Below are 24,922 nucleotides of genomic sequence, written 5' to 3'. Positions count from 1 at the left end.
GGATGGCCCCGCCGGAGGCAGGGCCATTGCTCAGAAGGTGAAGCCCACCCGGACCCCGGCCGCGACGGCATAGTTGTCGCTGAAATCCGCCCGCGCGGTGCCGGCCGTCTGGGCATAGGCATCGCCCAGCCACAGATACCGCACGCCGGTGGTGATCTTCATGTTGCCGCGGGTATAGACGGCCGCGATGCCGATCCCCTTGTAGCCCTGCACCGGGCTGAAAGGCGTGACCAGATCGTCGCCGGTGACCGTCTCCCAGGTGGCGAAGATCGAGCCGGACCAGCTGTCGTTGAATTTGTGCCCGATCCCCAGCGTGTAGGTGGTGCTGTTGTCTATCTCCACCAGGCTGCGGTTGGTCTGGCCGTAGAACCAGTCCGGCTTGATCTGGAACTGGCTCCAGTGCACCCAGCGGACGGAGCCATACACCAGCCAGTCCGGGGCCACCCCGGTCTGGAAGTCGAGCGTCACCGCCTCGGGCGTATCGACCTCGGTCGTGCCGCCGGAGGCCACCGGCGTCGCCCCCATCCGCTCGTTGGTGTCGAATTCATGGGTGATCTTGGATTGGTAGGTCAGCGCCACGCGCAGCGCGATGTCGGGCCGCTCATAGGCAATCCCGCCGACATAGCCCATCGCCCAGTCGTTCTTGAAGCTGGCATTATACCCCGCCACCGGCCCATAGGCCGCGCCACCCAGCTGCACGAAGGCCGAGGCATCGGTCATCCGGATCCCGCCATGCACCGACCAGTTGCCGTCGATCCGGTAGCGCAGCAGCGCGGTATAGCCTTCGGACTGCTCATTGGCCTCGGTCCCGGCTAGCCAGCTCGACCCGTTCAGCCCGTAGGCCACATCGGCCCCGTAGAAATGGTCGTAGATCAGCGCGATCGACCATTTGTCGTTGAATTCGTGCTTGTAGGATATCCCCGGCAGGTAATGGTTGCGCGCGATCCCCCCGGTTTCCGCGCCCGAATTCGGCACGAAGGGGTTGCTGAGCCCCGTCCCCTTCACCGAAGGGCGCACACGGCCGTAGGACAGCTCCAGATAGTTCGTCCCCTGCTCGAACAGGATGCCGACGGATTGCGTAGACCGTTCGATGCCTCCCGCATGAGATGCACCAACGCTGAGGGCGAGCAGACCCGCCCCCGTCACAAGATGTTTCATATCTCCTCCCCAAGAGATGTAAACTCCTCCTGCCAAGACGCTAACATGACGCGCGCGTAAATCAAACACTCCGCCCGCGTGACGTCGCGTAGGGAGAGGGGCGCGGATTTGCCGCGCTTCCCTGTCGCTGCGGAATTCGGCACTCTGGGGCCGTACAACTGGGAGCCCGAGATGAGATTTGCGCCGATGAAGGCCACGCCGCGCGGGCTGTGGCGCCGCACACCGCCGGCGATTTTCGCGCCGACGCTCGGCCTGCTGGGGCTTGGCCTCGGCTGGCGCCGCGCAGCAGGGGCCTATGGGCTGCCGCCGGGCCTTCCGGAAATGGCGCTCGGGGCGGTGGTTCTGCTCGCGGCCTTCGCGCTGCTGGCCTATGCGGGCAAGGGGCTGCGGCGCCCGGGCGTGGTGCTGGAGGATCTGCGCATCCTGCCGGGGCGCGCGGGGCTTTCAGCCGGGGTGCTGTGCCTCTATCTCATGGCGCTGGCCCTGGGGCCGCTGGCGGGCGGGGCTGCGCGCGGGCTTCTGGCCGCGGGCATGGTGGCGCAGCTGGCGCTGAGCGCGGCCGTGCTGCGGGTGCTCGCGACCGGCCCCGCCGCGCAGCGCCGGGTCAGCCCGGACTGGCACCTGCTGCTGAGCGGCTGGATCGTGGCGGCCATGGCTGCGCAGGGGCTCGGGCTGCCCGGGCTGGCGCTGCCGCTGTTCTGGGTGAGCCTCCTCTGTGCGGCGGGGATCTGGCTCGCCTCCATTGCCCAATTCGCCCGCGAAGGCGTGCCCGCGCCGCTGCGGCCGCTGCTGGCGATCCATCTGTCGCCGATGGCGCTCCTCGGGACGGTGGCACAGGGCTTCGGTGCCACGGGGATCGCGCTGAGCTTCGGCGCGCTGAGCGCGGTCCTCGCGCTGGCGCTGCTCCTTTCGGCACGCTGGCTCACTGCGGCGGGGTTCACGGCGCTCTGGGGCGCGTTCACCTTCCCGCTCGCGGCCACGGCGGGGCTCTGGATTGCGCTCGGCTGGGCGGTCCCGGGGGCAATCGCGCTTTCGGGGGCCACGCTCGCCATCGTGCCCATCGCCTTTCGCATCTACAAACTGTGGGCTGGCGGCCAACTTGCCGTGAAGACTAACGCCGCCATCGCGTGACCCCTTGCATTTCCCGCCCAAGGGTGAAACAGGGGCGTGCCAAACGTATCCTGTCAGGAGATTCCGATGCAGATTCGCGAGGCGCTCACCTTCGACGATGTCCTTCTGGTTCCCGCAGCATCCTCGGTGCTGCCGTCGGAGGCCGATGTTTCGACCTGGGTCACCCGGTCGATCCGCCTGAATATCCCGCTTCTATCCTCCGCCATGGACACGGTGACGGAAAGTTCGATGGCCATCGCCATGGCCCAGGCCGGCGGCATGGGGGTCATCCACCGCAACCTCAGCATCGAGCAGCAGGCCGATGAGGTCAGCCGCGTGAAGCGCTTCGAGAGCGGGATCGTCTACAACCCGATCACCCTCAGCCCCGATCAGACCCTGGCCGATGCCAAGGCGCTGGTCGCGCGCTACAACGTTTCGGGCTTTCCGGTGGTGGATGCTTCGGGCCGGGTGGTGGGGATCGTCACCAACCGCGACATGCGCTTTGCCTCCGATGACCGCACCCCGGTCAAGGTGATGATGACCTCGGACAACCTCGCGGTTCTGCACGAGCCCGCGGACCGCGACGAGGCGATGCAGCTGATGAAGGCGCGCCGGATCGAGAAGCTCCTGGTGGTGGATGGGGCGGGCAAGCTCACCGGCCTGCTGACGCTGAAGGACAGCGAGAAATCGGTGCTGCACCCGCTCGCCACGAAGGACGACAAGGGCCGCCTGCGGGCCGCCGCCGCCTCCACCGTGGGCGATGCGGGCTATGAGCGCAGCTGCGCGCTGGTGGATGCCGGCTGCGACCTGATCGTGATCGACACCGCGCATGGCCATTCGGCGGGCGTTGCGGTGGCCGTGGAGCGGATCAAGAAATACCGCAGCGATGTGCAGGTCGTGGCAGGGAACGTGGCGACGGGCGCGGCCACCAAGGCGCTGATCGATGCGGGCGCGGATGCGGTGAAGGTGGGCATCGGCCCCGGCTCGATCTGCACCACCCGGATCGTCGCGGGTGTGGGCGTGCCGCAGCTGACTGCGATCATGGATGCCGTGTCGGGCGCGGGCGATGTGCCGGTGATCGCCGATGGCGGTATCAAGTTCTCGGGCGATTTCGCCAAGGCGATCGCGGCGGGTGCCAGCTGCGCCATGGTCGGCTCGGCGGTTTCGGGCACCGATGAGGCCCCGGGCGAGGTGATCCTGTATCAGGGCCGCTCCTACAAGTCCTATCGCGGCATGGGCTCGCTGGGCGCCATGGCGCGCGGCTCCGCCGACCGCTATTTCCAGAAGGACGCCGCTTCGGACAAGCTGGTACCCGAAGGGATCGAAGGGCAGGTGCCCTACAAGGGCGCCGTGGCCACCGTGCTGCATCAGATGGTCGGCGGGCTGCGCGCGGCCATGGGCTATACCGGCAATGCCACGGTCGCCCAGATGCGCGGCGGCTGCCAGATGGTCAAGATCACTGGTGCGGGGCTGAAGGAAAGCCACGTCCATGACGTGCAGATCACCCGCGAAAGCCCGAACTACCGTATCGGCTGATAGGATTGCCCGGGGGCCAGCAGGCCCCCGGAGCCATTTCAGCGCCTGCGCCGGAGGGCCGCGGCTGCGCCGAGCGCCGTTGCCAGCAGCCCGCCTGCGGCAGGAAGCGGCACCACCGGCGGATCCGTCTGTTCGATCAGCTGCGCGGTTCCGCCCGCGGCGAAGGTGTTGCTGCAGACATGGGTGCTGCAGGAGAACGAACTCCAGCGATAGGTATAGACAATCGGGCCGTTATTCTCGGATTGGCCGAACGCATCGAACCAGATCGCAGGTGCGGGGGTATCGCTGATCGCCGTGGACAGGAGTGTCCCGAGAAGGAACGCTTCCGGCCCGAAGGATCCGGCCGTGCGGAAATACAGCTGCCACGCGCCGCTCGACGGCACATCATAGCTGATCCCGTTCACGGCGAGGCTGATGCCGGAGACAAGGCCGTTCGCGGCGGCGTCGGGCACGCTCACGGTGCCGAACCAGTCTGGCCCGGCGTCGCCAAGGCCGGTCTGGGTGAGTTCGAGCGTGAACGTCGCGGCGAGGAGCGGGGACGCGGCGCAGGCCGAGAACAGGGCCGCGGCAAGGGTCCGTAAAGCTGGGCGCATCTGGAGAACCTTTACTGAGGATATCGTTACAGCGCGCCCCTTCGTGCGGCCGCTCTTTCTGTCAAGCGCGTATGAAAATACCCCCCGGAGATGCTCCGGGGGGTGCCTGTTTCCAGGGCAGGGGCGGGCTGAACCTCAGCCCCGTGCCAGATTGCGCAGCACGTAGTGCAGCACGCCGCCGTTCTTGAGGTACTCGATCTCGACCTCGGTATCGATCCGGCTCTTGATCTGGATCGTCTTCACCGAGCCATCCGCAAATTTGATGGTGCAGGGCACCAGCGACAGCGGCTTGATCTCGCCTTCCAGGCCTTCGATGGTGACAACCTCGTCCCCCTTCAGGCCGAGCGTCTTGCGGTTCTCGCCCGGCAGGAACTCGAACGGGATGACCCCCATGCCGATCAGGTTCGACCGGTGGATCCGCTCGAAGCTCTCGGCGATCACGGCCTTCACGCCGAGCAGGTTGGTGCCCTTCGCCGCCCAGTCGCGCGACGAGCCCGCGCCATATTCAATGCCGCCGAAGATCACCAGCGGGATACCCGCCTCCTGATATTCCATTGAGGCGTCGAAGATGGTGGTCTGTTCGCCGTTCGGCCCCTTCGTGAAGCCGCCCTCGACGCCATCCAGCATCTCGTTCTTGATGCGGATGTTCGCGAAGGTGCCGCGCATCATCACTTCATGGTTGCCGCGGCGCGAGCCGTAGCTGTTGAAGTCCTTCGGCGCCACGCCGCGCTCGGTCAGGTATTTCCCGGCCGGGGTGGTCGGCTTGAAGGAGCCTGCGGGGCTGATGTGGTCGGTGGTGATCATGTCGCCCAGGATCGCCAGCACGCGGGCGTCCTTCACGTTCTTGATCACGCCCGGCTCCGCCGACATGCCTTTGAAATAGGGCGGGTTCTGGATGTAGGTCGAGCTCGCCGGCCAGTCATAGGTCTCGCCGCCCGCGACATCGACCGCCTGCCAATTGGCATCGCCCTTGAACACGTCCGCGTATTTTTCCAGGAAGGCTTCGCGGGTCACGACCTTGTTCACCAGATCGGCGATCTCGCGGTCGCTCGGCCAGATGTCCTTCAGGTAGACCGGCTTGCCGTCCTTCGAGGTGGCGATCGGGTCATTGGTGAGGTCGATGTTCATGTCGCCCGCGATGGCATAGGCCACCACCAGCGGCGGCGAGGCGAGGTAGTTCGCGCGCACATCGGGCGAGATCCGGCCTTCGAAGTTGCGGTTGCCCGAGAGCACCGCGGTCGCGATCAGGTCGTTGTCATTGATCGCCTTCGAGATCGCCGGATCGCCGAGCGGGCCGGAGTTGCCGATGCAGGTGGTGCAGCCGAAGCCGACCAGGTTGAAGCCGAGCGCGTCCAGGTCCTCCTGCAGGCCCGCGGCCTTCAGGTATTCCTCAACCACCTGCGATCCGGGGGCGAGCGAGGTCTTCACCCAGGGCTTGCGGGTCAGGCCGAGCGCGCGCGCCTTGCGTGCCACCAGGCCCGCGCCGATGAGGACGTAGGGGTTCGAGGTGTTGGTGCACGAGGTGATCGCCGCGATCACCACCGAGCCGTCGTTGATGGTGTAATCCTTGCCCTCGACCGGAACGGTCTTGCACACGCTGATCGGCTTCGTCGCGACCGGGCCCTCATCGGCCATGTCCTTCGCATCGGACGAGATGTCGATGCCACGGTAGCCGGCGACGACATTGCTGAAGGCGGCGGAGGCGGAGCTCAGCGGCAGGTAGTCCTGCGGACGCTTCGGGCCCGAGATCGCCGGGACGATCGTGGTCATGTCCAGCTCGAGATGCGACGAATAGATCGGCGCATAATCGGCATCGCGCCAGAAGCCGTTTTCCTTCGCATAGGCTTCGACCAGCGCGATACGGTCCTCGTGGCGGCCGGTCTGGCGCAGGTAGCGCAGGGTTTCCGCGTCGATCGGGAAGAAGCCGCAGGTGGCGCCGTATTCGGGGGCCATGTTGGCGATGGTGGCGCGCTGCGCGAGCGGCAGCTTGTCGAGGCCCGGGCCGTAGAATTCCACGAATTTGTTGACCACGCCATGCTTGCGCAGCATCTGCACGACCTTCAGCACCAGATCGGTGCCGGTGGTGCCTTCCACCATTTCGCCGGTCAGCTTGAAGCCGACGACTTCGGGGATCAGCATCGACACCGGCTGGCCCAGCATCGCGGCCTCGGCCTCGATCCCGCCGACGCCCCAGCCGAGCACGGCCGCGCCGTTCACCATGGTGGTGTGGCTGTCGGTGCCGACGAGCGTATCCGGATAGGCGACGGTCTCCCCCGACTGGTCGGTATCGGTCCAGACGGTCTGGGCCAGGTATTCCAGGTTCACCTGGTGGCAGATGCCGGTGCCGGGCGGCACCACGCGGAAGTTCTCGAATGCGCCCTGGCCCCATTTCAGGAACTGGTAGCGCTCCATGTTGCGCTCGTATTCCAGCTCCACGTTGCGCTGGAAAGCGCGCGGGTTGCCGAAATCGTCGATCATGACCGAGTGGTCGATGACCAGGTCCACCGGGACCAGCGGGTTGATTTTCTGGGCGTTGCCGCCGAGGCCCTTGATCCCGTCGCGCATCGCGGCGAGGTCGACCACGGCCGGAACGCCGGTGAAATCCTGCATCAGCACGCGGGCCGGGCGGTAGGCGATTTCGCGCGGGTTCCTGCCGCCGAGCACCGCCCATTCGCCGAAGGCCTTGATGTCATCGACCGAAACCGAGAACCCGCCATCCTCGAAGCGCAGCAGGTTTTCCAGCACGACCTTCAGCGAAGCGGGCAGCTTCGAGAAATCGCCGAGCCCCGCCTCTTGAGCTGCCGGAATGGAGAAGTAGGAATAGGACTTGCCGCCCACTGTGAGCTGGCGGCGGGTCTTGGCAGTGTCCTTGCCGGTGACGATGGACATCGTGGCCTCCCGTGGCTTGAGGGTGTCGCTGGGAATTACTTGCCCCATCATGCGGAGTCGTTCAAGAGGGTGGGGTAAAATTTGTATACCATTGCATACTGCCTTCGCACTTCTGTCGCACTCTCTTCCACAGGTGAGCGCGAACGGCGGCGGCATGCGCACCCCGGCCCTGCGGGCGCGACGCGATTGGGGGGCTTTCGCCCCTCCGCGTATCCCCGCTTGCCCAAATGCCGGAAAAAATCGCAAAACCTTGATTGGCAAACCGGGCCTTCGCGCCGTAGGTATGGGCCGCTATGGAAAGGGGCGCAATGAGACCGGCACGCGCGATCATCGGCACTGCCCTCGGAGGCTGGCTGGCTCTTGGCCTCGTGTTCGGGGGGAGCGTCCCGGCTGTGGCGCAGCAGGCGGCGGGGGCCGGGCCGGGCCCGGCTGCGGGCATCAGCGGCCCCCCGGGGCCGGGCGGGGCCGATGTGCCCGGGACCATGTCGCGCCATTCTCTCATCGAAAGCCTCGATACGGCGCTGCGCAATGCGCTCTCGGGGCGCGCGGCCACGGAGACAGCGCCCGAGCCGGCCGGAGCGATGCCGCTCGCCGCGCGCGATGCCCCGGCTCCGGGCCGCGGGCCGATCGTGGTCGAATTGTTCACGTCGCAGGGCTGCGCCTCCTGTCCGGCCGCCGATGAGATGTTCGTGCGGTTCGCGCAGCGCCCCGATGTCATCGCGCTGTCGCTGCATGTGGATTACTGGGATTATCTCGGCTGGGAGGACCCCTTCGCCCAGCCCGCCTTCACCGCCCGCCAGAAGGCCTATGCCCGCGCGGCCGGGAGCAAATCTATCTTCACCCCGCAGATTCTGGTGGAGGGGAGCGGCTCCATCGTTGGCGGCGATGAGCCCGCGCTCGATGCCCTGGTGGCGCAGCAGCAGGCCCGCCCGACCCCGGTCAGCATGACCGTCGCCGGCAGCAAGGGGCAATATGTGCTTGAACTGCGGGCCGATCCGCCGCTGCCGCAAGGCGCCGTCGTGCAGATCGTGCGCTACATGCCGCAGGCCCGGGTCGAGATCCTGCGCGGCGAGAACGCGGGCCTCGTGGTGGATTATGCCAATGTCGTCACCGCCTGGCATGCCGTTGCCGAATGGGATGGCCGCACCCCCACCCGCCTCAATGCCCGCATCGACGGCGACGAACCCGCGGTGGTGATCGTGCAGACGGCGCTCCCGGGCAAATCCGCGCCGCTGCCGGGGCCGATCGTGGCCGCCGCGCGGCTGGACTGATCAGCCGCCCTTCACATCCTTCCAGCGCCGGTGCACCCAGAGCCATTGCTCCATATGGGCGCGCACCTGCACCTCCAGGTGGTCGTTCAGGGCCTGGGTCATGGTTTCGGCATCGCTGTGCGGCACCGGCGCCTCGATCAGGATGCGGAACGAGAGCCCGTCCGGCTGCCGGATCGCGTGGATCGGGATCAGGTCGCAGTCGAGCTTCAGCGCCATCTCCGCGGCGGAGGTGGGCGTGCGGGCGGGCAGGCCGAAGAAGGTCAGCGCGGCGCCCTTGCGGAAATACTGATCGAAGCCGAAGGCGACCATGCCGCCCGAACGCAGGAAGCGCAGCATGTCGCGCAGGTCGCGGTCGCGGGCGAACAGGGGCTTTGCGATGCTGGAAATCGCCTCGACGTAATGGTTGTTGAACAGGGTGTTGTTCATCGGCCGGTAAATCGCGCCGACCGGATAGCCCTGGCCGGTCAGGGCGCCGCGCCAGGCATCATAATTGCCGAAATGGCCGGGCGCGAGGATCACCGGGCGGTGCGCCGCGCGCGCGGCCTCCAGCGCCGCCACGCCGGGGCCTTCGAGCGGAAGATCGCGGACGCGGTCCAGGAATTCCTTGCCGGAATAGATCTCGGCGATGGAGCGGCCCATGTTGTCGGGCACGGCGCGCACCAGCGCCTCCACCCGCTCGCGCGGCATGTCGGGGAAGGTCAGCGCCAGATTGCGCCGGATCCGGCGCCGATAGCCCGCCACCGGAGCCAGCAGGCGCGAGACCACCCAGCCCACCATCGGAATGCGCCGCTCATAGGGCAGCGCCCGCGCAACCGCCATCATCGCCCGGAAGGCGGCATCCGAAACGCGGTCGGTCAGGCTTGGCGGGGGAGGGGTTTCGGTCATCGGCTCAGGCGGCTTTCCGTTCTCGATACCAGACATAGATCCCGGCCCCCACGATCACAAGCGCCCCGATCACCGTCCACTGATCCGGCAGATGGCCGAAGAAGACCCAGCCCCAGAATCCGGAGAACACGAGCCCGAAATAGCCGATCGGGGCCAGCGCCCCGGCCTCGGCGAGGCTGAAAGCGCGGATCACCAGGACCTGGCCGATGGTGCCCAGCACACCGATGGCGAGGAACACCGGCAGATCCCACAGCGCGACCTCCTTCCAGACGAAGGGCAGGACGAGCGAGCTCAGCACCGTGCCCACGCTCGCCGACCAGATGATCGAGGTCGCGAGCGCATCCTGACGCACCATCCGGGTGAGCAGATTGCCCACCGTATAGCTGAGCGCGGAGCCCACCACCACGAGCCCCATCGGGTCGAAGGCGGAGAGGCCCGGCCGCAGGATGATCAGCGCACCGAGGAAAGCCACGGCGATGCCGATGATCCGGCGCGGGCCGATATGCTCGCCCAGAAACAGCGCCGCGCCGAGCGTGATCAGCACCGGGTTCAGGTCGAACAGGATCGCGGCCTCGGCGAGGCCCATGCTCTGGATCGCGATGAAATACAGGGTGATCGTGATCACCTGCATGATCCCGCGGCCGAATTGCAGATGCGGCTGGCGCGAGCGGAACAGCGGCAAGAACCGCCCCCGGAACACCAGCGACACCAGCGCGAGGTTGATCGCGAAACGGGCCCAGATCATCTGCGCCGGATGGTAGCGCTCGGTCAGCAGCTTCGCGCAGGCATCCATCAGCGTGAAGGCCGCGAGCGCGGCGATGAGCAGCACGATCCCGAGGCTCGCGGCCTTGCCATGGCCCGAGAGAAACGAGGGGGCCTCGCCGGCCGTGCCGGAGGCCCCCTCGGAGTGACGGTTTTCAGGCGTCAAAGCAGGCTCTTGACCTTCTCGGCGACCGCCTCCGCGGTGATACCGAACTCCTGGTAGAGCCGCTCTGCCGGGGCAGAGGCGCCAAAGCCTGTCATGCCGACGAAGCCCGCCTTCTTCTCCGTGCCGCGCTCGCCCAGCAGCCAGCGGTCCCACGGCTGCTGCACGGCGGCTTCGACCGCCACGCGCACCGCGCCCGGCGGCAGGATCTTGCGCCGGTAGGCCTCGTCCTGCGCCGCGAACAGCTCCATGCAGGGCATGGAGACGACGCGGGTGCCGATCGCCTGCGCCTGCAGGATGTCGCGCGCTTTCAGCGCGATTTCCACTTCGGAGCCGGTGGCCATCAGGATCGCCTGGCGCTTGCCCGCGGCTTCCTCGATCACATAGGCGCCCTTGGCGGAGAGGTTGGCATTGGTGTGCGCCTTGCGCAGCGTCGGCAGGTTCTGGCGGCTCAGCACCAGCACCGAGGGGGTCTTCTCCGACGACAGCGCCAGCTCCCAGGCCTCGGCCGTCTCGACCACATCGGCCGGGCGGAAGGTCCAGGTGTTGGGCGTCGCGCGGCAGATCGCCAAATGCTCCACCGGCTGGTGCGTCGGGCCGTCTTCGCCGAGGCCGATGCTGTCATGGGTCATGACATAGACCGCCGGAACCCCCATCAGCGCCGAAAGCCGCATCGCGCCGCGGGCATAATCGGTGAAGCAGAAGAAGGTGCCGCCATAGGGGCGCACGCCGCCATGCAGATAGAGCCCGTTCATCGCCGCTGCCATGCCGTGCTCGCGGATGCCATAGCGGACATAGCGGCCTTTGCGGTTCTCGGGCGTGAAATCGCCGAGGCCCGGGGTCAGGGTCAGGTTCGAGCCGGTAAGGTCGGCCGAGCCGCCGATGGTCTCGGGCACCACCGGGTTCACCGCGGCCAGCACCATTTCCGAGGCCTTGCGGGTCGCGACCTTGGGGACGGCTTCGGATTGCGCCTTCTTGAAGGCGCGGATCGCGGAGGCGAGCTTCTTCGTCACCCCGCCCGAGACCTGGCGCTCGAATTCGGCCTTCTTGGCCGGGCTCAGCGCATCGAGGCGGGCCTGCCATTCGGTGCGCTCCGCAGCCCCTTGGCCGCCGATCGCTTCCCATTCCGCCTTGATATCAGCCGGGATTTCGAACGGGCCATGGTCCCAGCCATAGATTGCCTTGGTGGCGGAAATTTCCGCATCGCCCAGCGGCGAGCCATGCACCGAATAGCTGTCGGCCTTGTTCGGTGAGCCGAAGCCGATGATGGTCTTGCAATCGACCATGACCGGACCCTTGGCCTTCCGGGCCTCCGTCAGCGCGCGGTCGATATCGGCCGGGTCGTGGCCGTCGCAGGCCAGAACCGTCCAGCCCGCGGCCTCGAAGCGCTTGTGCTGGTCGGTGATGTCGGAGACCGTGACGCGGCCGTCGATGGTGATGTTGTTGTTATCCCAGAGCACGATCAGGTTATCGAGCTCCTGCTTGCCGGCAAGGCCGATCGCCTCGTGGCTGATGCCTTCCATCAGGCAGCCGTCGCCCGCGATCACCCAGATCTTGTGATCCACGACCTTCTTGCCGAAGCGCGCGGCCATGGATTTTTCCGCGATGGCCATGCCGACGGCGGTGGAAATGCCCTGGCCCAGCGGGCCGGTGGTGGTCTCCACGCCCTCCAGATGGCCGTATTCCGGGTGGCCGGCCATGCGCGAGCCCCATTGCCGGAAGGATTTTACCTGATCGAGCGTCGCCTGCTCATAGCCGGTGAGATGCAGCAGCGCATAGAGCAGCATCGAGGCGTGGCCGGCCGAAAGGATGAACCGGTCGCGGTCCGCCCAATGCGGCGCCTTGGCGTCGAATTTCAGGTGGTTGCGGTAAAGGACCGTCGCCACATCGGCGAGGCCCATCGGCGCGCCAGGGTGGCCCGAGTTCGCGGCCTGCACCGCATCCATCGCCAGCGCGCGGATCGCGGTGGCCAGTTTCCAGTGGTCGGGATGGGTGGCGCGGAGCGTGGCGATGTCCAAGAGCCTCTCCTTCGAATGTGCTATGGTGGCGATAACGACGCGCCTTCTGATAGCAGGGATCGGGGCAAGATCAAGCGCACAGCCCAAGTGCTTGATGCAAAAGGGTGGGCGCCCCCAACGCCTCGGGTTAGACTGGGCCAAACGCGGGCAGGGGCGCGATTCGCCCGCCGCAGGAAGAGACAGAGGGCAGATGACGGGGATGGATGAGGCCGGGGTTGACCTGAGCTTGGTCGACGAATTCGAGCGCCGGATATCCTTTGCATTGCAACGGATCGACCGTGGCGTCACGGCGCTGCAGGCGCGCGCGGCGGCGCCGGCGCGCTCCGAGGGACCCGAGAACCCGATCTGGGCGGAATTCGCGGCGCGCGACCGGGCGGAGCTGAACCGTCTGCGGGCGGTGCTTGAGACGGAGCAGGCGGAGAAGGCGCAGCTTTCGGAGCGGGTGCAGCTGCTGAGCGAAACGCAGGAAACCACGCTGGCCGCGATGGAAGCGCGTCTGGTTGAGGCAACCGGGGCGCTGGAGGCGGCGCAGGCGGAGGTGACGCGCCTGAAGCAGGCCAATGCCGATCTGAGCGATGCGAACCGGGCGCTGCTGGAAGCCGGGGGCGATCTGGCGCCGCATCTGGTGAACGCGGCCCTGCAGGCGGAGGTCGAGGGGCTGCGGGCCGAGCGGGCGCTGCAGCTTGCCGAGCTCGAGGAAATTCTGGCCGGGCTCGACCCGCTGATCGAGCGCCACGCGCAACCGGGGGTGAGCGATGCCTGATTTGCTGATCACGATCGGAGGGCGCGATTTCGAGGTCTCCTGCCAGGAGGGTGAGGAGCATTTCCTGCGCACCGCTGCGGCGATGCTGGATCAGGAGGCGAGCGCGCTGGCCAGCCAGATCGGGCGCCTGCCCGAGGTGCGGCTGCTGCTGATGGCGGGGCTGATGGTCGCCGACAAGGCGGCGGGCACCCAGGACCAGCTGCGCCAGCTGCAGCTCCGGCTCGACGATATCGAGGCGCAGATGGGCGATGCGCAATCGGTCATCGAGGCGGCGCGGGCGGAGGCGCGGGCCGAAACGCTGGCGGAGGTCGCGGCGGATCAGGCCCTTGACCATGCCGAGATTGCGCGGGCCGAAGCGAAGGAAATCCGCGCCCGGGCGCGCGCCGAGGCGGAGGCGATCCTGCTTCGGGCTGCCGAGCAGGCGGATGCCGAGAGCGGGGCCAACCTCGCCATGGTCGAGGCCGCGCGCAGCGAGGCAGAAGGGATCCGTGCCGAAGCCCTGCGCCAAGCGGAGGCCGTGCGCTTCGAGGTGGAAGAGCTGCTGTCGCAGGCCCAGGCCGAGGCGGATCTGGCGCGCTCCGATGCCGAAGCGCAGGCCGGGCAGGTGGCACAGGCTGAGCATGCACGCAAAGAAGCGTTGGCGGCTGCCGAGGCTTTGGGCTTGGAGGCTTCGGCCGCCCGGGCTGAGGCGGAAGCGCTGCTGGCGCAGGCGCGTGGCGAAGCCGAAACTGTACGTCTGGGCGCCGAAGCGCTGAGCGCGCGGGAGGCTGAGCTGGCCGAGCGCGTGGCGGAGGCGGAAGCCCTGCATGCGGGCGCTGAGGCGGCCGATACGCTCCGGGCCGAAGCGGCCGAGGCTTTGGGCTTGGAGGCTTCGGCCGCCCGGGCTGAGGCGGAAGCGCTGCTGGCGCAGGCGCGTGGCGAAGCCGAAGCTGTACGTCTGGGTGCCGAGGCACTGAGTGCGCGGGAGGCCGCGCTGGCCGAGCGCGTGGCGGAGGCGGAGGCCCTGCATGCGGGCGCTGAGGCGGCCGATACGCTCCGGGCCGAAGCGGCCGAGGCTGCTCGCTTAGAGGCTGAGGCTGCGCGGGCTGAGGCGGAAACGCTGCTGGCGCAGGCGCGCGGGGAGGCCGAAGCGGTGCGCCTGGAGGCCGAAGCGCTGAGCGCGCGGGAGGCCGCGCTGGCCGAGCGCGTGGCGGAGGCGGAGCGGGTCCACGAGGATGCACCGGCGCGGAGCGAGATCCCCGTTCTGCCCGAAGAACTCCTCGCGATTCTCGATGCGCTGGCCCAGAAGGCGGAGGCGCTTGCCGATCGCGTCGAGGAGGCCAGCTGAGGAGCCGGGGCCGCGAGGCCCCGGAGCAGCGCTCTGGCCTATTCGGCCGCCTTCATCTCGAAGCCCTTGGCGATCTGATCGGCAGGGGCAATCGGATACTCCCCGGAGAAGCAGGCGTCGCAATATTGCGGGCAATCGTTGTTGCGCCCGTTGGCCTCGCCCGCCGCGCGGTAAAGCCCGTCGAGCGAGATGAACTTCAGGCTGTCCACCCCGATCCAGTCGCGCATCTCGTCTTCGCTCATGCGCGCGGCGAGGAGCTTGTTGCGGTCGGGCGTGTCGACGCCATAGAAACAGGGCCAGGCCGTCGGCGGCGAGGCGATCCGGAAATGCACCTCGGCGGCGCCGGCTTCCAGGATCATCTCCTTGATCTTGCGCGATGTGGTGCCGCGCACGACCGAATCGTCCACCAGAATGACGCGCTTGCCCTTCACCAGGGAGCGGTTCACGTTCAGCTTCAGCCGCACACCCATGTTGCGGATCTGCTCGGTCGGCTCGATGAAGGTCCGGCCCATGTACTGGTTGCGGGTGATCCCGAGCGCGAAGGGAATGCCCGATTCCTGGCTGAAGCCGATTGCGGCCGGCGTGCCCGAATCCGGCACCGGGCAGACGAGATCCGCCTCCACCGGCGCTTCGCGCGCGAGTTCGACCCCGATCTGGCGGCGGGTCTCATAGACCGAGCGGCCGCCGATGATGCTGTCGGGGCGGGAGAAATAGACGTGCTCGAAGATGCAGAAGCGTGCCTTGGCGTGGTGGAAGGGGCGGGAGCTTTCGATCTTCCCATCCTGGATGATCACCATCTCGCCCGCGTCGATCTCGCGCACGAATTCGGCGCCGATGATGTCCAGCCCGCAAGTCTCGGAGGAGAGCACATAGCCGTTGTCGCCGATCCGGCCGAGCACGAGCGGGCGCACGCCCAGCGGATCGCGCACACCGATCAGCTTCGTGCGCGTCATCGCCACCACCGAGAACGCGCCCTCGACCCGGCGCAGCGCATCGGCGATGCGGTCGGCATGGGTCTTCTGGAACGAACGCGCCATCAGGTGGATGATGCATTCCGAATCCGAGGAGGACTGGAAGATCGCCCCGTGTTCGATCAGCTCGCGGCGCAGCGCTTCGGCATTGGTCAGGTTGCCGTTATGCGCAATCGCAGCGCCCCCCATGGAGAATTCGCCGAAGAAGGGCTGCACGTCCCGGATGACGGCGGCCTTCTTGCCTGCCGTCGAATAGCGCACATGCCCGATCGCGAGCGGGCCGGGCAGCGTCTCCATCAGCGAGGCTTTGGTGAAATTGTCGCGCACATAGCCGAAGCGGTGGGCCGAATTGAAGCCGTGCTCCGGATCGTGGGCGACGATGCCGCCCGCTTCCTGCCCGCGGTGCTGCAGCGCGTGCAGCCCGAGCGCCACGAAATTCGCCGCATCGTTCACGCCGATGACGCCGAAGATGCCGCACTCTTCCTTGAGCTTGTCGTCATCGAAGGGATGCGAAAACAGAACGGGGCTGGCCGGCTGGGTCATGGGGAGCGTCCTTATCCGGGGGGCTTGCGCGGCACATTTAGTGCGAAACGGGAAGGCTGTTAAGCCCTCCCGCCGCGATATCCGTCATTTCGCTGTCACTATTTGCTGCACGCGGGCTGTGCGCACCCGCTCAGTTCGCCGCCGGGGTTTCCGCGGCAGGGGCTTCGGCCGGTGCGGGGCAGCTCGCGACCAGCGCCTCGTAGCGGCTGACGATCCAGCCGGGGGCATCGGTGGGGACCTGCGCCTCCAGCTTGTCGCTCAGGCCGGCAAAGATCCGGGCGGAGCGGGACTCATCGACGATGGGCAGGGTATTTTCGGTGACGACGCGGTCATAGAGCACGAAGGCCACGGCCACGAGGATGACCCCGCGGGCAACGCCGAACAGGAAGCCCAGCCCCTGATCCAGCCCGCCGAGCGCGGAGCGCTGGATCACCGAGGAGAACAACGGGGTGATGACCGAGAACACCACCAGCGCCAGCGCGAAGACGGCGGCGAAGCCGCCGATGGTGGCCAGTTCGCAGCTGTCTCCCAGGAACTTGTTCAGGAACGGCAGCTGCGCGATCAGCGGCCGGGCTGCGGGCGCGAACATATAGGCGACGACGGCCGCAGCGATCCAGCCGACGATGGCCAGCCCCTCGCGCACGAACCCGCGGCTGTAGGCGAGGATCGCCGACAGGATGATGACGACTGCCACGATGGCATCAACGATGGTAAAGCCTTCCATGGTCCCTGCGCTTGCCTGTCGGACGCTAACCTGCGCCGAACATGTCCCCAACGAACGTCACGAGATCGGGCAGCTTGCGCAGCCGCATCCCGTCGCCCCCTTCGACCTTGGTCCCCCGGGGCGCAATCGCCTGTGTGAAACCAAGTTTTGCCGCTTCTTTCAACCTGTTTTCGGCCTGACCCACCGGCCGCAGCGCGGCAGATAGCGAGATTTCTCCGAAAATCACCATGTCGGCGGGGAGCGCCACGTCTTCGCGCGCGCTCAGGAGGGCCGCAGCGGCGGCGAGATCGGCGGCGGGTTCGGTGACCCGCATCCCCCCGGCGACGTTCAGGAACACGTCAAGCCCGGCGAAGGGAATGCCGCAGCGGCTCTCCAGAACGGCGAGGATGGTGGAGATCCGGCCGCTGTCGAGCCCCACGACGGTGCGCCGCGGCGAGGCGAGGGTAGAGGGGGCGACCAGCGCCTGGATTTCGGTGAGCACCGGGCGGGTGCCCTCGATGCCCGCGAAAACGGCCGAGCCCGGCGCGGGCTCGCCGCGCTCCGACAGGAACAGCGCCGAAGGGTTGGCCACTTCGGCCAGCCCCGCGCCGGTCATCTCGAACACGCCGATCTCCGAGGCCGGGCCGAAGCGGTTCTTCACCGCGCGCAGGATGCGGAACTGGTGGCCGCGCTCGCCCTCGAAATACAGCACCGTATCGACCATGTGCTCGACCACGCGGGGCCCCGCGATCTGGCCTTCCTTGGTGACATGGCCGACGATGATCACCGAGACGCCCCGGGTCTTGGCGAAGGTGACGAGCTCATGCGCGGCCGCGCGCACCTGCGCCACGGAGCCGGGCGCGCTCTCGACCATGTCGGCCCAGACGGTCTGGATCGAATCGATCACCACCAGATCGGGCTTCTCGGCCTCCAGTGTGGTCAGGATGTCGCGCAGGTTGGTTTCGGCGCCAAGCCCCACCGGCGCATCCGAAAGGCCGAGCCGCCCGGCGCGCATCCGCACCTGCTCGGCCGCTTCCTCGCCGGAGATATAGAGTGCCTTCAGCCCGCGTCGGGCAAAGGCCGCCACCGCCTGCAAAAGCAGCGTGGATTTGCCGATGCCGGGATCGCCGCCCACCAGGATCGCCGAAGCCGGGACCAGCCCGCCCCCCAGAACCCGGTCGAATTCCTCCATACCGGAGCGGGTGCGCGGCGGCGGTGCCTCATGGCTCGAGAGGGTGGAGAGCGCGATCCGCTTGCCCTTGGCGGCGCCCAGCGAGCGCGAGGCCGGCCCCGAGGACAGCGGCGCCTCCTCGATGATGGTGTTCCACGCCCCGCAGGCCTCGCATTTGCCGGACCATTTGCGATGGGTGGCGCCGCAGGCGGTGCAGGTGAACTGGGCCGCGGCCTTGGCCATCAGCGCAGCGCGGTGATCGGGCCTTCGGCGCGGCCGTGGATGAACTGGCTGACATGCGCGTCATCCGTCGTATCCAGCTCCGCCACCGTGCCCTGCCAGCGCACCACGCCCTCATGCAGCATCGCGACCCGGTCGGCGATGGCGCGCACCGAGGTCATGTCATGGGTGATGGTGATCGCAGTCGCGCCCATTTCGGTGACGATGCCGCGGATCAGGTCGTTGATGACGCCCGACATGATCGGGTCGAGCCCGGTCGTCGGTTCATCGAAGAAGATCACCCGCGGTTCGGCGGCAATGGCGCGGGCGAGGCCCACGCGCTTCTGCATCCCGCCCGAAAGCTCCGCCGGGAACAGGTCGGCGACCTCGGGGCCGAGGCCCACGCGCTTCAGCTTTTCGACCGCGATGTCGCGGGCTTCCTTGCGCGGGCGCCGCTTCGGGCCGCGCAGCAGGCGGAAGGCCACGTTCTGCCAGACGGTGAGGCTGTCGAACAGCGCCGCGCCCTGGAACAGCATGCCGAAATGCGCCAGAAATTCCTCGCGCTCGGCATCGGCGGGCTTGCCGTCGATGGTGATCGTGCCGCCATCGGGGCGCACGAGGCCGAGGATGCATTTCAGCAGTACCGATTTCCCGGTGCCCGAGCCCCCGATCACGACGAGGCTCTGCCCGTCCGGCACGGTGAGCGAAACATCCCGCAGGACGACCTTCTTGCCGAAGGATTTGTGCAGGTGGCTGATCTCGATCATGAGGAGAAGAACACCTCCGTCAGCAGGTAGTTCGCCGCCAGGATCAGGACCGAGGCCGCGACGACGGCGCTCTTGGTGGCGCGGCCGACGCCCTGGGCGCCGCGTTCGGAATTCATCCCGTAATAGCAGCCCATCAGCGCGATGATGAAGCCGAACACCGCGCCCTTCACCAGGCCCGAGCCCACGTCCCAGAACTCCAGATAGGCCCAGGTGTTCTTGATATAGGTCGCGGAATTGAAATTCAGCCGCTCGGTGCCCACGAGCCAGCCGCCCATGATGCCGATCACGTCGCCGACGCCCACCAGCACCGGGACCGAGATCACCGCCGCCGCGATCCGCGGCACGGCGAGGTATTTCATCGGATCGGTCGAGAGCGTGGTGAGCGCGTCGATCTGTTCCGTCACCTTCATCGTGCCGATTTCGGCCGCGATGGAGGAGGCTACGCGAGCGGCCACCATCAGCCCGCCCAGCACCGGCCCGAGCTCGCGGGTCATGCCGATGGCGACGATTGAGGGCACCACGGATTCGGCCGAGAACCGCGCGCCCCCGGCATAGATCTGCAGCGCCAGCGCCGCCCCGGTGAAGATCGCGGTCATCCCTACCACGGGCAGCGACAGCCAGCCGATCTGCAGCACGGCGATGCCGAATTCACGCAGGTAGAACGGCGGGCGCAGGAAATGCGACACCACGTTCGCCGCGAACAGCGCGACGCTGCCCGCCCCGGCGAGGCCGGCCAGAACGAGCCGTCCGATGGCGGCGAGCGGGCGCGCGATCACGGATTGCCCCCGCAATAGTGGCGGGCATAGCGGCGGCCGAGCGAGGTCAGGACTTCATAGCCGATGGTGCCGATCAGATCGGCGATCGCATCGACGCCCTGACGGTGATTGAGCAGGTCGAGCTCCTTCGGCACGGCGTCCAGATCTGTGATGTCGACCGTGATCAGATCCATCGAGACGCGGCCCACGACCGGGCAGGGGGTATCACCGAACCAGACGGTGGCGACATTGCCAAGCCGGCGCGAGAGGCCGTCGGCGTAGCCTGCGGCGACGGTCGCGATGCGGCTCGGGCGGCGCGCCGTCCAGGCGGCGGAATAGCCCACCGTTTCGCCCGGGCGCACGTCGCGCACCTGCACCACCGGCAGAGACAGCGTCACCACCGGCTGCGCGCCGGCAAAGGGCAGGCCGCCGTACATGCCCACACCCGGGCGCACGACGTCGAAATGGAACTCGCGGCCGAGCAGGATCCCGCCTGTGGCCGAGAGTGAGCGCGGCACGCTCATGCCCTCGGTCATCCGACGGAACTCGGCCAGCTGCGCGGCATTCGCCGGATGGGCGGGCTCGTCCGAGCAATACAGGTGGCTCATGATCAGCTTGGGCCCGGCATGCAGCACGGCGGGCGCGGCGGTGATCCAGTCCTCGGGCTCGAAGCCGAGCCGGTTCATGCCTGTGTCGAGCTGGATGCCGAAGGGCGCGCCGGGCAGCGCCTCGAAATGGCGGGTGAGCTGCTCGGGCGAATTCAGCACCGGCACCAGGCCGAGGTCGCCGATCATTTCGGTGTCGCCTGCGCAATGGCCGGAAAAGATGAAGATCTCCGGCCCTTCGCCGATCGCCTGGCGGACGGCGGCGCCTTCTTCGGTGCAGGCGACGAAGAATTTGCGGCAGCCTGCGCGGGCGAGGGCCCGTGCGACGCGGTCCGCGCCGAGCCCATAGCTGTCGGCCTTGACTACGGCGCCCGACTCGGTCGCCGTACCCGTGAGCGCGTCGAGGGCGCGCCAGTTCGAAACGATGGCATCGAGGTCGATGCGGAGCGATGCAGTAGCCATGGCCCGTGTTCTTGGACGATGCCGCCCGAAGGTCAAGCGCAAAGCGCCTGTGGCTCCGGAGTTTGAAATGCCTTTTCATTTGCCGCAACGGCTTCGGGCCGGTATGCCGCCCGCGAAGGAGCCCCCGCATGACCCCAGCCGCCCGCCTTTCCGCCGCGATCCAGATCCTCGATACGATCGTGTCGGGCACGCCGGCCGAACAGGCGCTGACCAACTGGAGCCGCGCCAGCCGCTTCGCCGGATCGGGGGACCGTGCCGCGGTGCGCGATCATGTGTTCGATGCGCTGCGCTGCCGGGGCAGCTATGCCCGGCTGGGCGGCGGAGAGGGCGGGCGCGGGCTGGTGCTGGGGCTGTTGCGCGCGCAGCGGCTGGATCCGGCGCTGTTTTCCGGCGAGGGCCATGCGCCCGCGCCGCTCACGCCCGCGGAGCAGGCGCTGGTTGCCGGGCCGGTGGTGGAGGATGCGCTGGAGGACTGGCCGGGCTGGCTGCTGCCCCGGCTGCAGCAGGACCTCGGGCCGGATCTGGCGCCCGTGAGCGCGGCGATGCGGCTGCGCGCGCCGGTTTTCCTGCGCGTCAACCTGGCGCGCACCACGCTGGCACAGGCCCAGGAGCGGCTGGCGGAGGAGGGGATCGTGGCCCGCCCGCATCCCCTGGCGGGCAGCGCGCTGGAGGCGGTCGAAGGGGCGCGGCGGATTCAGGCATCGCGCGCTTATCTGGAAGGCCTTGTGGAGCTGCAGGATGTGGCGTCGCAGGCGGCCGTGGAGATGGTGCCGCTGCGCGCGGGCATGCGGGTGCTGGACTATTGTGCGGGCGGGGGCGGCAAGGCGCTGGCGCTGGCTGCGCGGGCGCCGGGCGCGCGCGTCACCGCGCACGACATAGATGCCGGCCGGATGCGCGATATTCCGGTGCGCGCGGCGCGGGCGGGGGCGCGCATTGCGCTGGCCCGGCCGGGGCAGCCGGAGGGCGGGCAGGACCTGGTTCTGGTCGATGCGCCCTGTTCCGGCTCCGGCACCTGGCGGCGGACACCGGATGCAAAATGGCGGCTGAGCGAGGAAGGGCTTGCGCGGCTCGTGGCATTGCAGCGGCAGATCCTGGAGCGCGCGGCGCCGCTCGTCGGGCAAGGCGGTGTCTTGGTCTATATGACCTGTTCGCTGTTTTCGTGCGAGAATATCGAGCAGGCGGAATGGTTTGAGGGGCTGGGGGGCTGGCGGCGGATGGCCCTGCGGCAGCTGACGCCGGTGGATGGCGGAGACGGTTTCTTCGTGGCGGTTTGGCAACGGGTTTGATTGCTGATCTGCGGATGTTAACCTCCGCTTAACGGTTTTGTCCCGGAATACGAAACATCGAATCTGAGGGGACCTGACGTGTCGCATTCCGACGTCCCATTGCCGAGCGCGAAACGCGATGGGGCCGCGCGGTCCTTGCCGGAGGCTTGGCTGCTCCTGACCGGGATCTGTCTGATGGCGGCTTCGAATGCCGTCGGAGACGGGCATGCGCAGGCCCTCTTATTGTCGGTCGGCGGCAGCCTGACCGTGCTCGCGGGGCTTCTGGTCGCGCTGCGCCGGGTCCGGCCGGTCGCGGATTTCCTGTTCCGCCTGCGCATGGCGCGCGGCTTCGCGCGCGATGGCGCGGCGACCTTCGGAAGCGACGCCACAGGGCGCGTCATCTATCAGAACGCGGCCGCCGTCCAGCGCTTCGGAGCCGTGACCGGGCGCCCGCTGGCCGAAGTTTTCTCGACCACTTTCGCGAGTCCGGTGACTGTCATGGCGCGGCTGATCGCGCGGGCGCAGGCGCGTGGCGCCGCACAGGAGGATATCAGTACGGCGCGCGGGGCGCTGCGTCTGGCGGCGCATCGTATCGGGGCGCGCGGCCTTGCCTGGCGCATCGAGGATGTGGCCGCAGGCGAAGCGCGGGAAGTCGGCGCGCTGCCGCAGTTGACGCTGTCGCGCACGGGGACGGTGCTGGCGATGAACCCCGCGCTGCGCGCCTTGGTCGGAGAGCGGGCGAATGCGCTGGAGGAGATCGTCACCGATCTGCCGCTGCGCCCGGGTGAGGAACACGAACTGATCGCGGCCACGGGGCGCCTTCGCTGCTTCGTGACCGAGGTCGAGGGGCCGGGGGATCGCCGCTCGGTGTTTCTGCTGCCGATCGCGGCGGGAAAGGCTGCATCGCATGACCCGACGGCCTTCGACAGCCTGCCGGTGGCGCTGATCCGCCTCACCGCGGAGGGGCGGGTGCGGGCCATCAACAATGCCGCGCGACTGCTTCTTGGGGAGGTTGCCGCAGGCGCGAGCCTTTCCGATGTTTTCGAGGGGCTTGGCCGTCCGGTCAGTGACTGGGTTAACGATGCACGGGCAGGGCGCACCGACCGGCGGCCGGAGACGCTGCGGGCACGCGGCCTCGATCATGAGGTTTTCGTCCATGTTTCTCTAAACCGTGTGGTCGAGGAGGGGCGGGCGGGGCTGATCGCGGTGCTCTCCGATGCCACCCAGCTGAAGACCCTGGAGGCGCAATTCGTCCAGAGCCAGAAAATGCAGGCCATCGGCCAGCTCGCTGGCGGCGTCGCGCATGACTTCAATAATCTGCTCACGGCGATTTCCGGGCACTGCGATCTCTTGATGCTGCGGCATGACAAGGGCGATCCGGATTACGCCGATCTCGACCAGATCAGCCAGAACGCGAATCGGGCGGCTGCGCTGGTGCGGCAGCTGCTGGCGTTCTCGCGAAAGCAGACCCTGAACCCGCAGGTCATCGACATGCGCGATACATTGTCCGATCTGACGCATCTGCTGAATCGGCTGGTCGGTGAAAAGGTCATTTTGACGCTCTCCCATGATCCGGACCTGAAGCCGATCCGCGCCGACAAACGGCAGATCGAGCAGGTCATCATGAACCTCGTCGTGAATGCCCGCGACGCCATGCCGGGGGGCGGCGAGATCCGCGTGGTCACGGAAAACCTCACGCTGGCTGAGGACCTTAAACGCGACAGGGCCTCGGTGCCGAAGGGCGATTATGTCCGCGTTCAGGTCACCGATGAGGGCACAGGTATCGCGCCGGACACGCTGACCAAGATCTTCGAGCCGTTCTTCACCACGAAGCGAACCGGAGAAGGCACGGGCCTCGGTCTTTCGACGGCCTATGGCATCGTGAAGCAGACCGGCGGCTACATCTTCTGTGATTCGGAACTGGGCCGGGGCTCCACCTTCACCATCCTTCTCCCGACGTATGAGCGGCTGGACGATGCGGAGCCGGAGCCGGTTCATGCCCCGGTGACGGAACCCATGCCTGAAAACACCAGCGCGACGATCCTTCTGGTCGAGGACGAGGCGCCGGTGCGGGCCTTCGCGTCTCGGGCGCTGCGCCTTCGCGGCTACAACGTGTTCGAAGCGGAAAATGCGGAGGAAGCGCTGCGGATTCTCGAAGACGCGTCGTTGGCCTTCGACATTTTCGTGAGCGATGTGATCATGCCCGGGCTGGACGGTCCGAGCTGGGTGAGCGAGGCGCGCAAGACACGTCCTGATACACCGGTCGTGTTCATCTCCGGCTATGCGGAGGATGTGTTCCGCGATGGGCTTCCGCCGATCCCGCACTCCGCGTTCCTGCCGAAACCCTTCTCGCTCAGCGAGTTGACGGCGACAGTGCAGAACACAATCGGGCGCTAGGCTCCAGACCCATTGATTTGGGTCCTTTGGCGTGATTCAGGCTCCGCAAGGAGACCTGATCGATGAGCAATCTTTACTGGCTGACCGACGCGCAGATGGAGCGGCTGAAGCCGTTCCTCCCCAAGAGCCATGGCAAGCCCCGCGTCGATGATCGCCGTGTCCTCAGCGGCATAATTTTCATCAATCGCAATGGGTTGCGCTGGTGTGACGCGCCGAAGGAATACGGTCCGGCGAAGACCCTCTACAACCGCTGGAAGCGCTGGAGCGACAACGGGGTCTTCGCCCGGATCATGGGGGCCTTGCCACTGAGCGCGCCGAACACAAGGCGATCATGATCGATGCGACGTATCTCAAGGCACACCGCACGGCATCGAGCCTGCGGGTCAAAAAGGGGGGCGACAGCGCCAGATCGGGCGAACCAAAGGCGGGATGAATACCAAGCTGTACGCCGTTGCCGATGCCAAGGGGCGGCCGATCGGGTTCTGCATGTCCGCCGGGCAGGTCAGCGATTATACCGGCGCGGCGGCGCTGCTGGGCAGCCTGCCGAAGGCGGGGTGGCTGCTCGCCGACAGAGGCTATGACGCTGACT

The 24,922-nt window shown here is 67.6% G+C and carries 18 protein-coding genes and 2 pseudogenes; 8 read left to right on the top strand and 12 right to left on the bottom strand.

The window, feature by feature from the left end:
- Positions 1-30 precede the first annotated feature (30 nt).
- Positions 31-1,158 (bottom strand): OmpP1/FadL family transporter, encoded by a 1,128-nt coding sequence (locus tag ACOMG5_RS12900; protein ID WP_420344215.1) that lies wholly within the window; start codon positions 1,156-1,158, stop codon positions 31-33.
- 171 nt (positions 1,159-1,329) lie between these two features.
- Between ACOMG5_RS12900 and ACOMG5_RS12895 the strand changes: the two genes are divergently transcribed.
- Entirely contained in the window at positions 1,330-2,289 is a 960-nt protein-coding gene (locus ACOMG5_RS12895) for a tellurium resistance protein (RefSeq protein WP_420344214.1), read from the top strand.
- Positions 2,290-2,355: 66 nt separating this feature from the next.
- Positions 2,356-3,804: an IMP dehydrogenase gene (guaB, locus tag ACOMG5_RS12890; RefSeq protein WP_420344213.1), complete on the top strand. Its 1,449-nt coding sequence runs from the start codon at positions 2,356-2,358 to the stop codon at positions 3,802-3,804.
- A gap of 38 nt (positions 3,805-3,842) precedes the next feature.
- Here the strand turns inward: guaB and ACOMG5_RS12885 are convergent, their stop codons facing one another.
- Both ACOMG5_RS12885 and acnA read right to left on the bottom strand, forming a co-directional pair.
- Positions 3,843-4,397 (bottom strand): VPLPA-CTERM sorting domain-containing protein, encoded by a 555-nt coding sequence (locus tag ACOMG5_RS12885; protein ID WP_420344212.1) that lies wholly within the window; start codon positions 4,395-4,397, stop codon positions 3,843-3,845.
- Positions 4,398-4,532: 135 nt separating this feature from the next.
- Positions 4,533-7,286 carry an aconitate hydratase AcnA gene (gene acnA / locus ACOMG5_RS12880; RefSeq protein WP_420344211.1) on the bottom strand — a complete coding sequence of 918 codons (2,754 nt, stop codon included), beginning with the start codon at positions 7,284-7,286 and terminating at the stop codon, positions 4,533-4,535.
- 308 nt (positions 7,287-7,594) lie between these two features.
- Between acnA and ACOMG5_RS12875 the strand changes: the two genes are divergently transcribed.
- Positions 7,595-8,557 carry a DUF1223 domain-containing protein gene (locus tag ACOMG5_RS12875; protein ID WP_420344210.1) on the top strand — a complete coding sequence of 321 codons (963 nt, stop codon included), beginning with the start codon at positions 7,595-7,597 and terminating at the stop codon, positions 8,555-8,557.
- Here ACOMG5_RS12875 and ACOMG5_RS12870 read toward each other — a convergent pair whose 3' ends face one another.
- Genes ACOMG5_RS12870 through tkt form a run of 3 tightly spaced genes read right to left on the bottom strand, consistent with a single transcriptional unit; the run spans position 8,558 to position 12,385 of the window.
- Complete coding sequence (locus ACOMG5_RS12870; protein ID WP_420344209.1) at positions 8,558-9,442, bottom strand: lysophospholipid acyltransferase family protein; 885 nt, start codon at positions 9,440-9,442, stop codon at positions 8,558-8,560. It lies immediately after the preceding gene.
- 4 nt (positions 9,443-9,446) lie between these two features.
- Entirely contained in the window at positions 9,447-10,370 is a 924-nt protein-coding gene (locus ACOMG5_RS12865) for a DMT family transporter (protein ID WP_420344208.1), read from the bottom strand.
- A complete protein-coding gene (gene tkt / locus ACOMG5_RS12860) occupies positions 10,367-12,385 on the bottom strand; it encodes a transketolase (protein WP_420344207.1) in 2,019 nt (672 codons plus the stop codon). Before tkt ends, ACOMG5_RS12865 begins: the two co-directional genes overlap by 4 nt.
- A gap of 190 nt (positions 12,386-12,575) precedes the next feature.
- Between tkt and ACOMG5_RS12855 the strand changes: the two genes are divergently transcribed.
- Both ACOMG5_RS12855 and ACOMG5_RS12850 read left to right on the top strand, forming a co-directional pair.
- On the top strand, positions 12,576-13,148 hold the full coding sequence (locus tag ACOMG5_RS12855; RefSeq protein ID WP_420344206.1) for a hypothetical protein: 573 nt from the start codon (positions 12,576-12,578) through the stop codon (positions 13,146-13,148).
- Positions 13,141-13,345 (top strand): annotated as a pseudogene (locus ACOMG5_RS12850) (cell division protein ZapA); the annotation flags it as partial. The gene ACOMG5_RS12855 and the pseudogene ACOMG5_RS12850, both read left to right, overlap by 8 nt.
- A 1,168-nt stretch (positions 13,346-14,513) precedes the next feature.
- Here ACOMG5_RS12850 and purF read toward each other — a convergent pair.
- The 6 genes from purF to alr all read right to left on the bottom strand — a co-directional run bounded on the left by purF (position 14,514) and on the right by alr (position 20,671).
- Positions 14,514-15,989 (bottom strand): amidophosphoribosyltransferase, encoded by a 1,476-nt coding sequence (gene purF, locus ACOMG5_RS12845; protein WP_420344205.1) that lies wholly within the window; start codon positions 15,987-15,989, stop codon positions 14,514-14,516.
- A 130-nt stretch (positions 15,990-16,119) separates the two neighbouring features.
- Positions 16,120-16,713 (bottom strand): CvpA family protein, encoded by a 594-nt coding sequence (locus ACOMG5_RS12840; protein ID WP_420344204.1) that lies wholly within the window; start codon positions 16,711-16,713, stop codon positions 16,120-16,122.
- A 25-nt stretch (positions 16,714-16,738) separates the two neighbouring features.
- Entirely contained in the window at positions 16,739-18,106 is a 1,368-nt protein-coding gene (radA, locus tag ACOMG5_RS12835; RefSeq protein WP_420344203.1) for a DNA repair protein RadA, read from the bottom strand.
- Positions 18,106-18,849 (bottom strand): ABC transporter ATP-binding protein, encoded by a 744-nt coding sequence (locus tag ACOMG5_RS12830; protein ID WP_420344202.1) that lies wholly within the window; start codon positions 18,847-18,849, stop codon positions 18,106-18,108. Before ACOMG5_RS12830 ends, radA begins: the two co-directional genes overlap by 1 nt.
- Complete coding sequence (locus ACOMG5_RS12825; RefSeq protein ID WP_420344201.1) at positions 18,846-19,625, bottom strand: MlaE family ABC transporter permease; 780 nt, start codon at positions 19,623-19,625, stop codon at positions 18,846-18,848. Before ACOMG5_RS12825 ends, ACOMG5_RS12830 begins: the two co-directional genes overlap by 4 nt.
- The gene (gene alr / locus ACOMG5_RS12820) at positions 19,622-20,671 is read right to left on the bottom strand and encodes an alanine racemase (protein ID WP_420344200.1); all 1,050 of its coding nucleotides are present in this window, start codon (positions 20,669-20,671) and stop codon (positions 19,622-19,624) included. Before alr ends, ACOMG5_RS12825 begins: the two co-directional genes overlap by 4 nt.
- Before the next feature lie 128 nt (positions 20,672-20,799).
- Here alr and ACOMG5_RS12815 point away from each other — a divergent pair, with 128 nt between their 5' ends.
- The 3 genes and pseudogenes from ACOMG5_RS12815 to ACOMG5_RS12805 form a co-directional block, all read left to right on the top strand.
- The gene (locus tag ACOMG5_RS12815; RefSeq protein ID WP_420344199.1) at positions 20,800-21,957 is read left to right on the top strand and encodes an RsmB/NOP family class I SAM-dependent RNA methyltransferase; all 1,158 of its coding nucleotides are present in this window, start codon (positions 20,800-20,802) and stop codon (positions 21,955-21,957) included.
- 174 nt (positions 21,958-22,131) lie between these two features.
- Positions 22,132-24,333 carry an ATP-binding protein gene (locus ACOMG5_RS12810; protein WP_420344198.1) on the top strand — a complete coding sequence of 734 codons (2,202 nt, stop codon included), beginning with the start codon at positions 22,132-22,134 and terminating at the stop codon, positions 24,331-24,333.
- A 62-nt stretch (positions 24,334-24,395) separates the two neighbouring features.
- A pseudogene (locus tag ACOMG5_RS12805) lies at positions 24,396-24,922 on the top strand (IS5 family transposase); the annotation flags it as partial.

This window comes from Paenirhodobacter sp., assembly GCF_041916475.1.
Classification (GTDB): domain Bacteria; phylum Pseudomonadota; class Alphaproteobacteria; order Rhodobacterales; family Rhodobacteraceae; genus Rhodobacter.
This window is presented reverse-complemented; position numbering and strand designations above follow the sequence as displayed.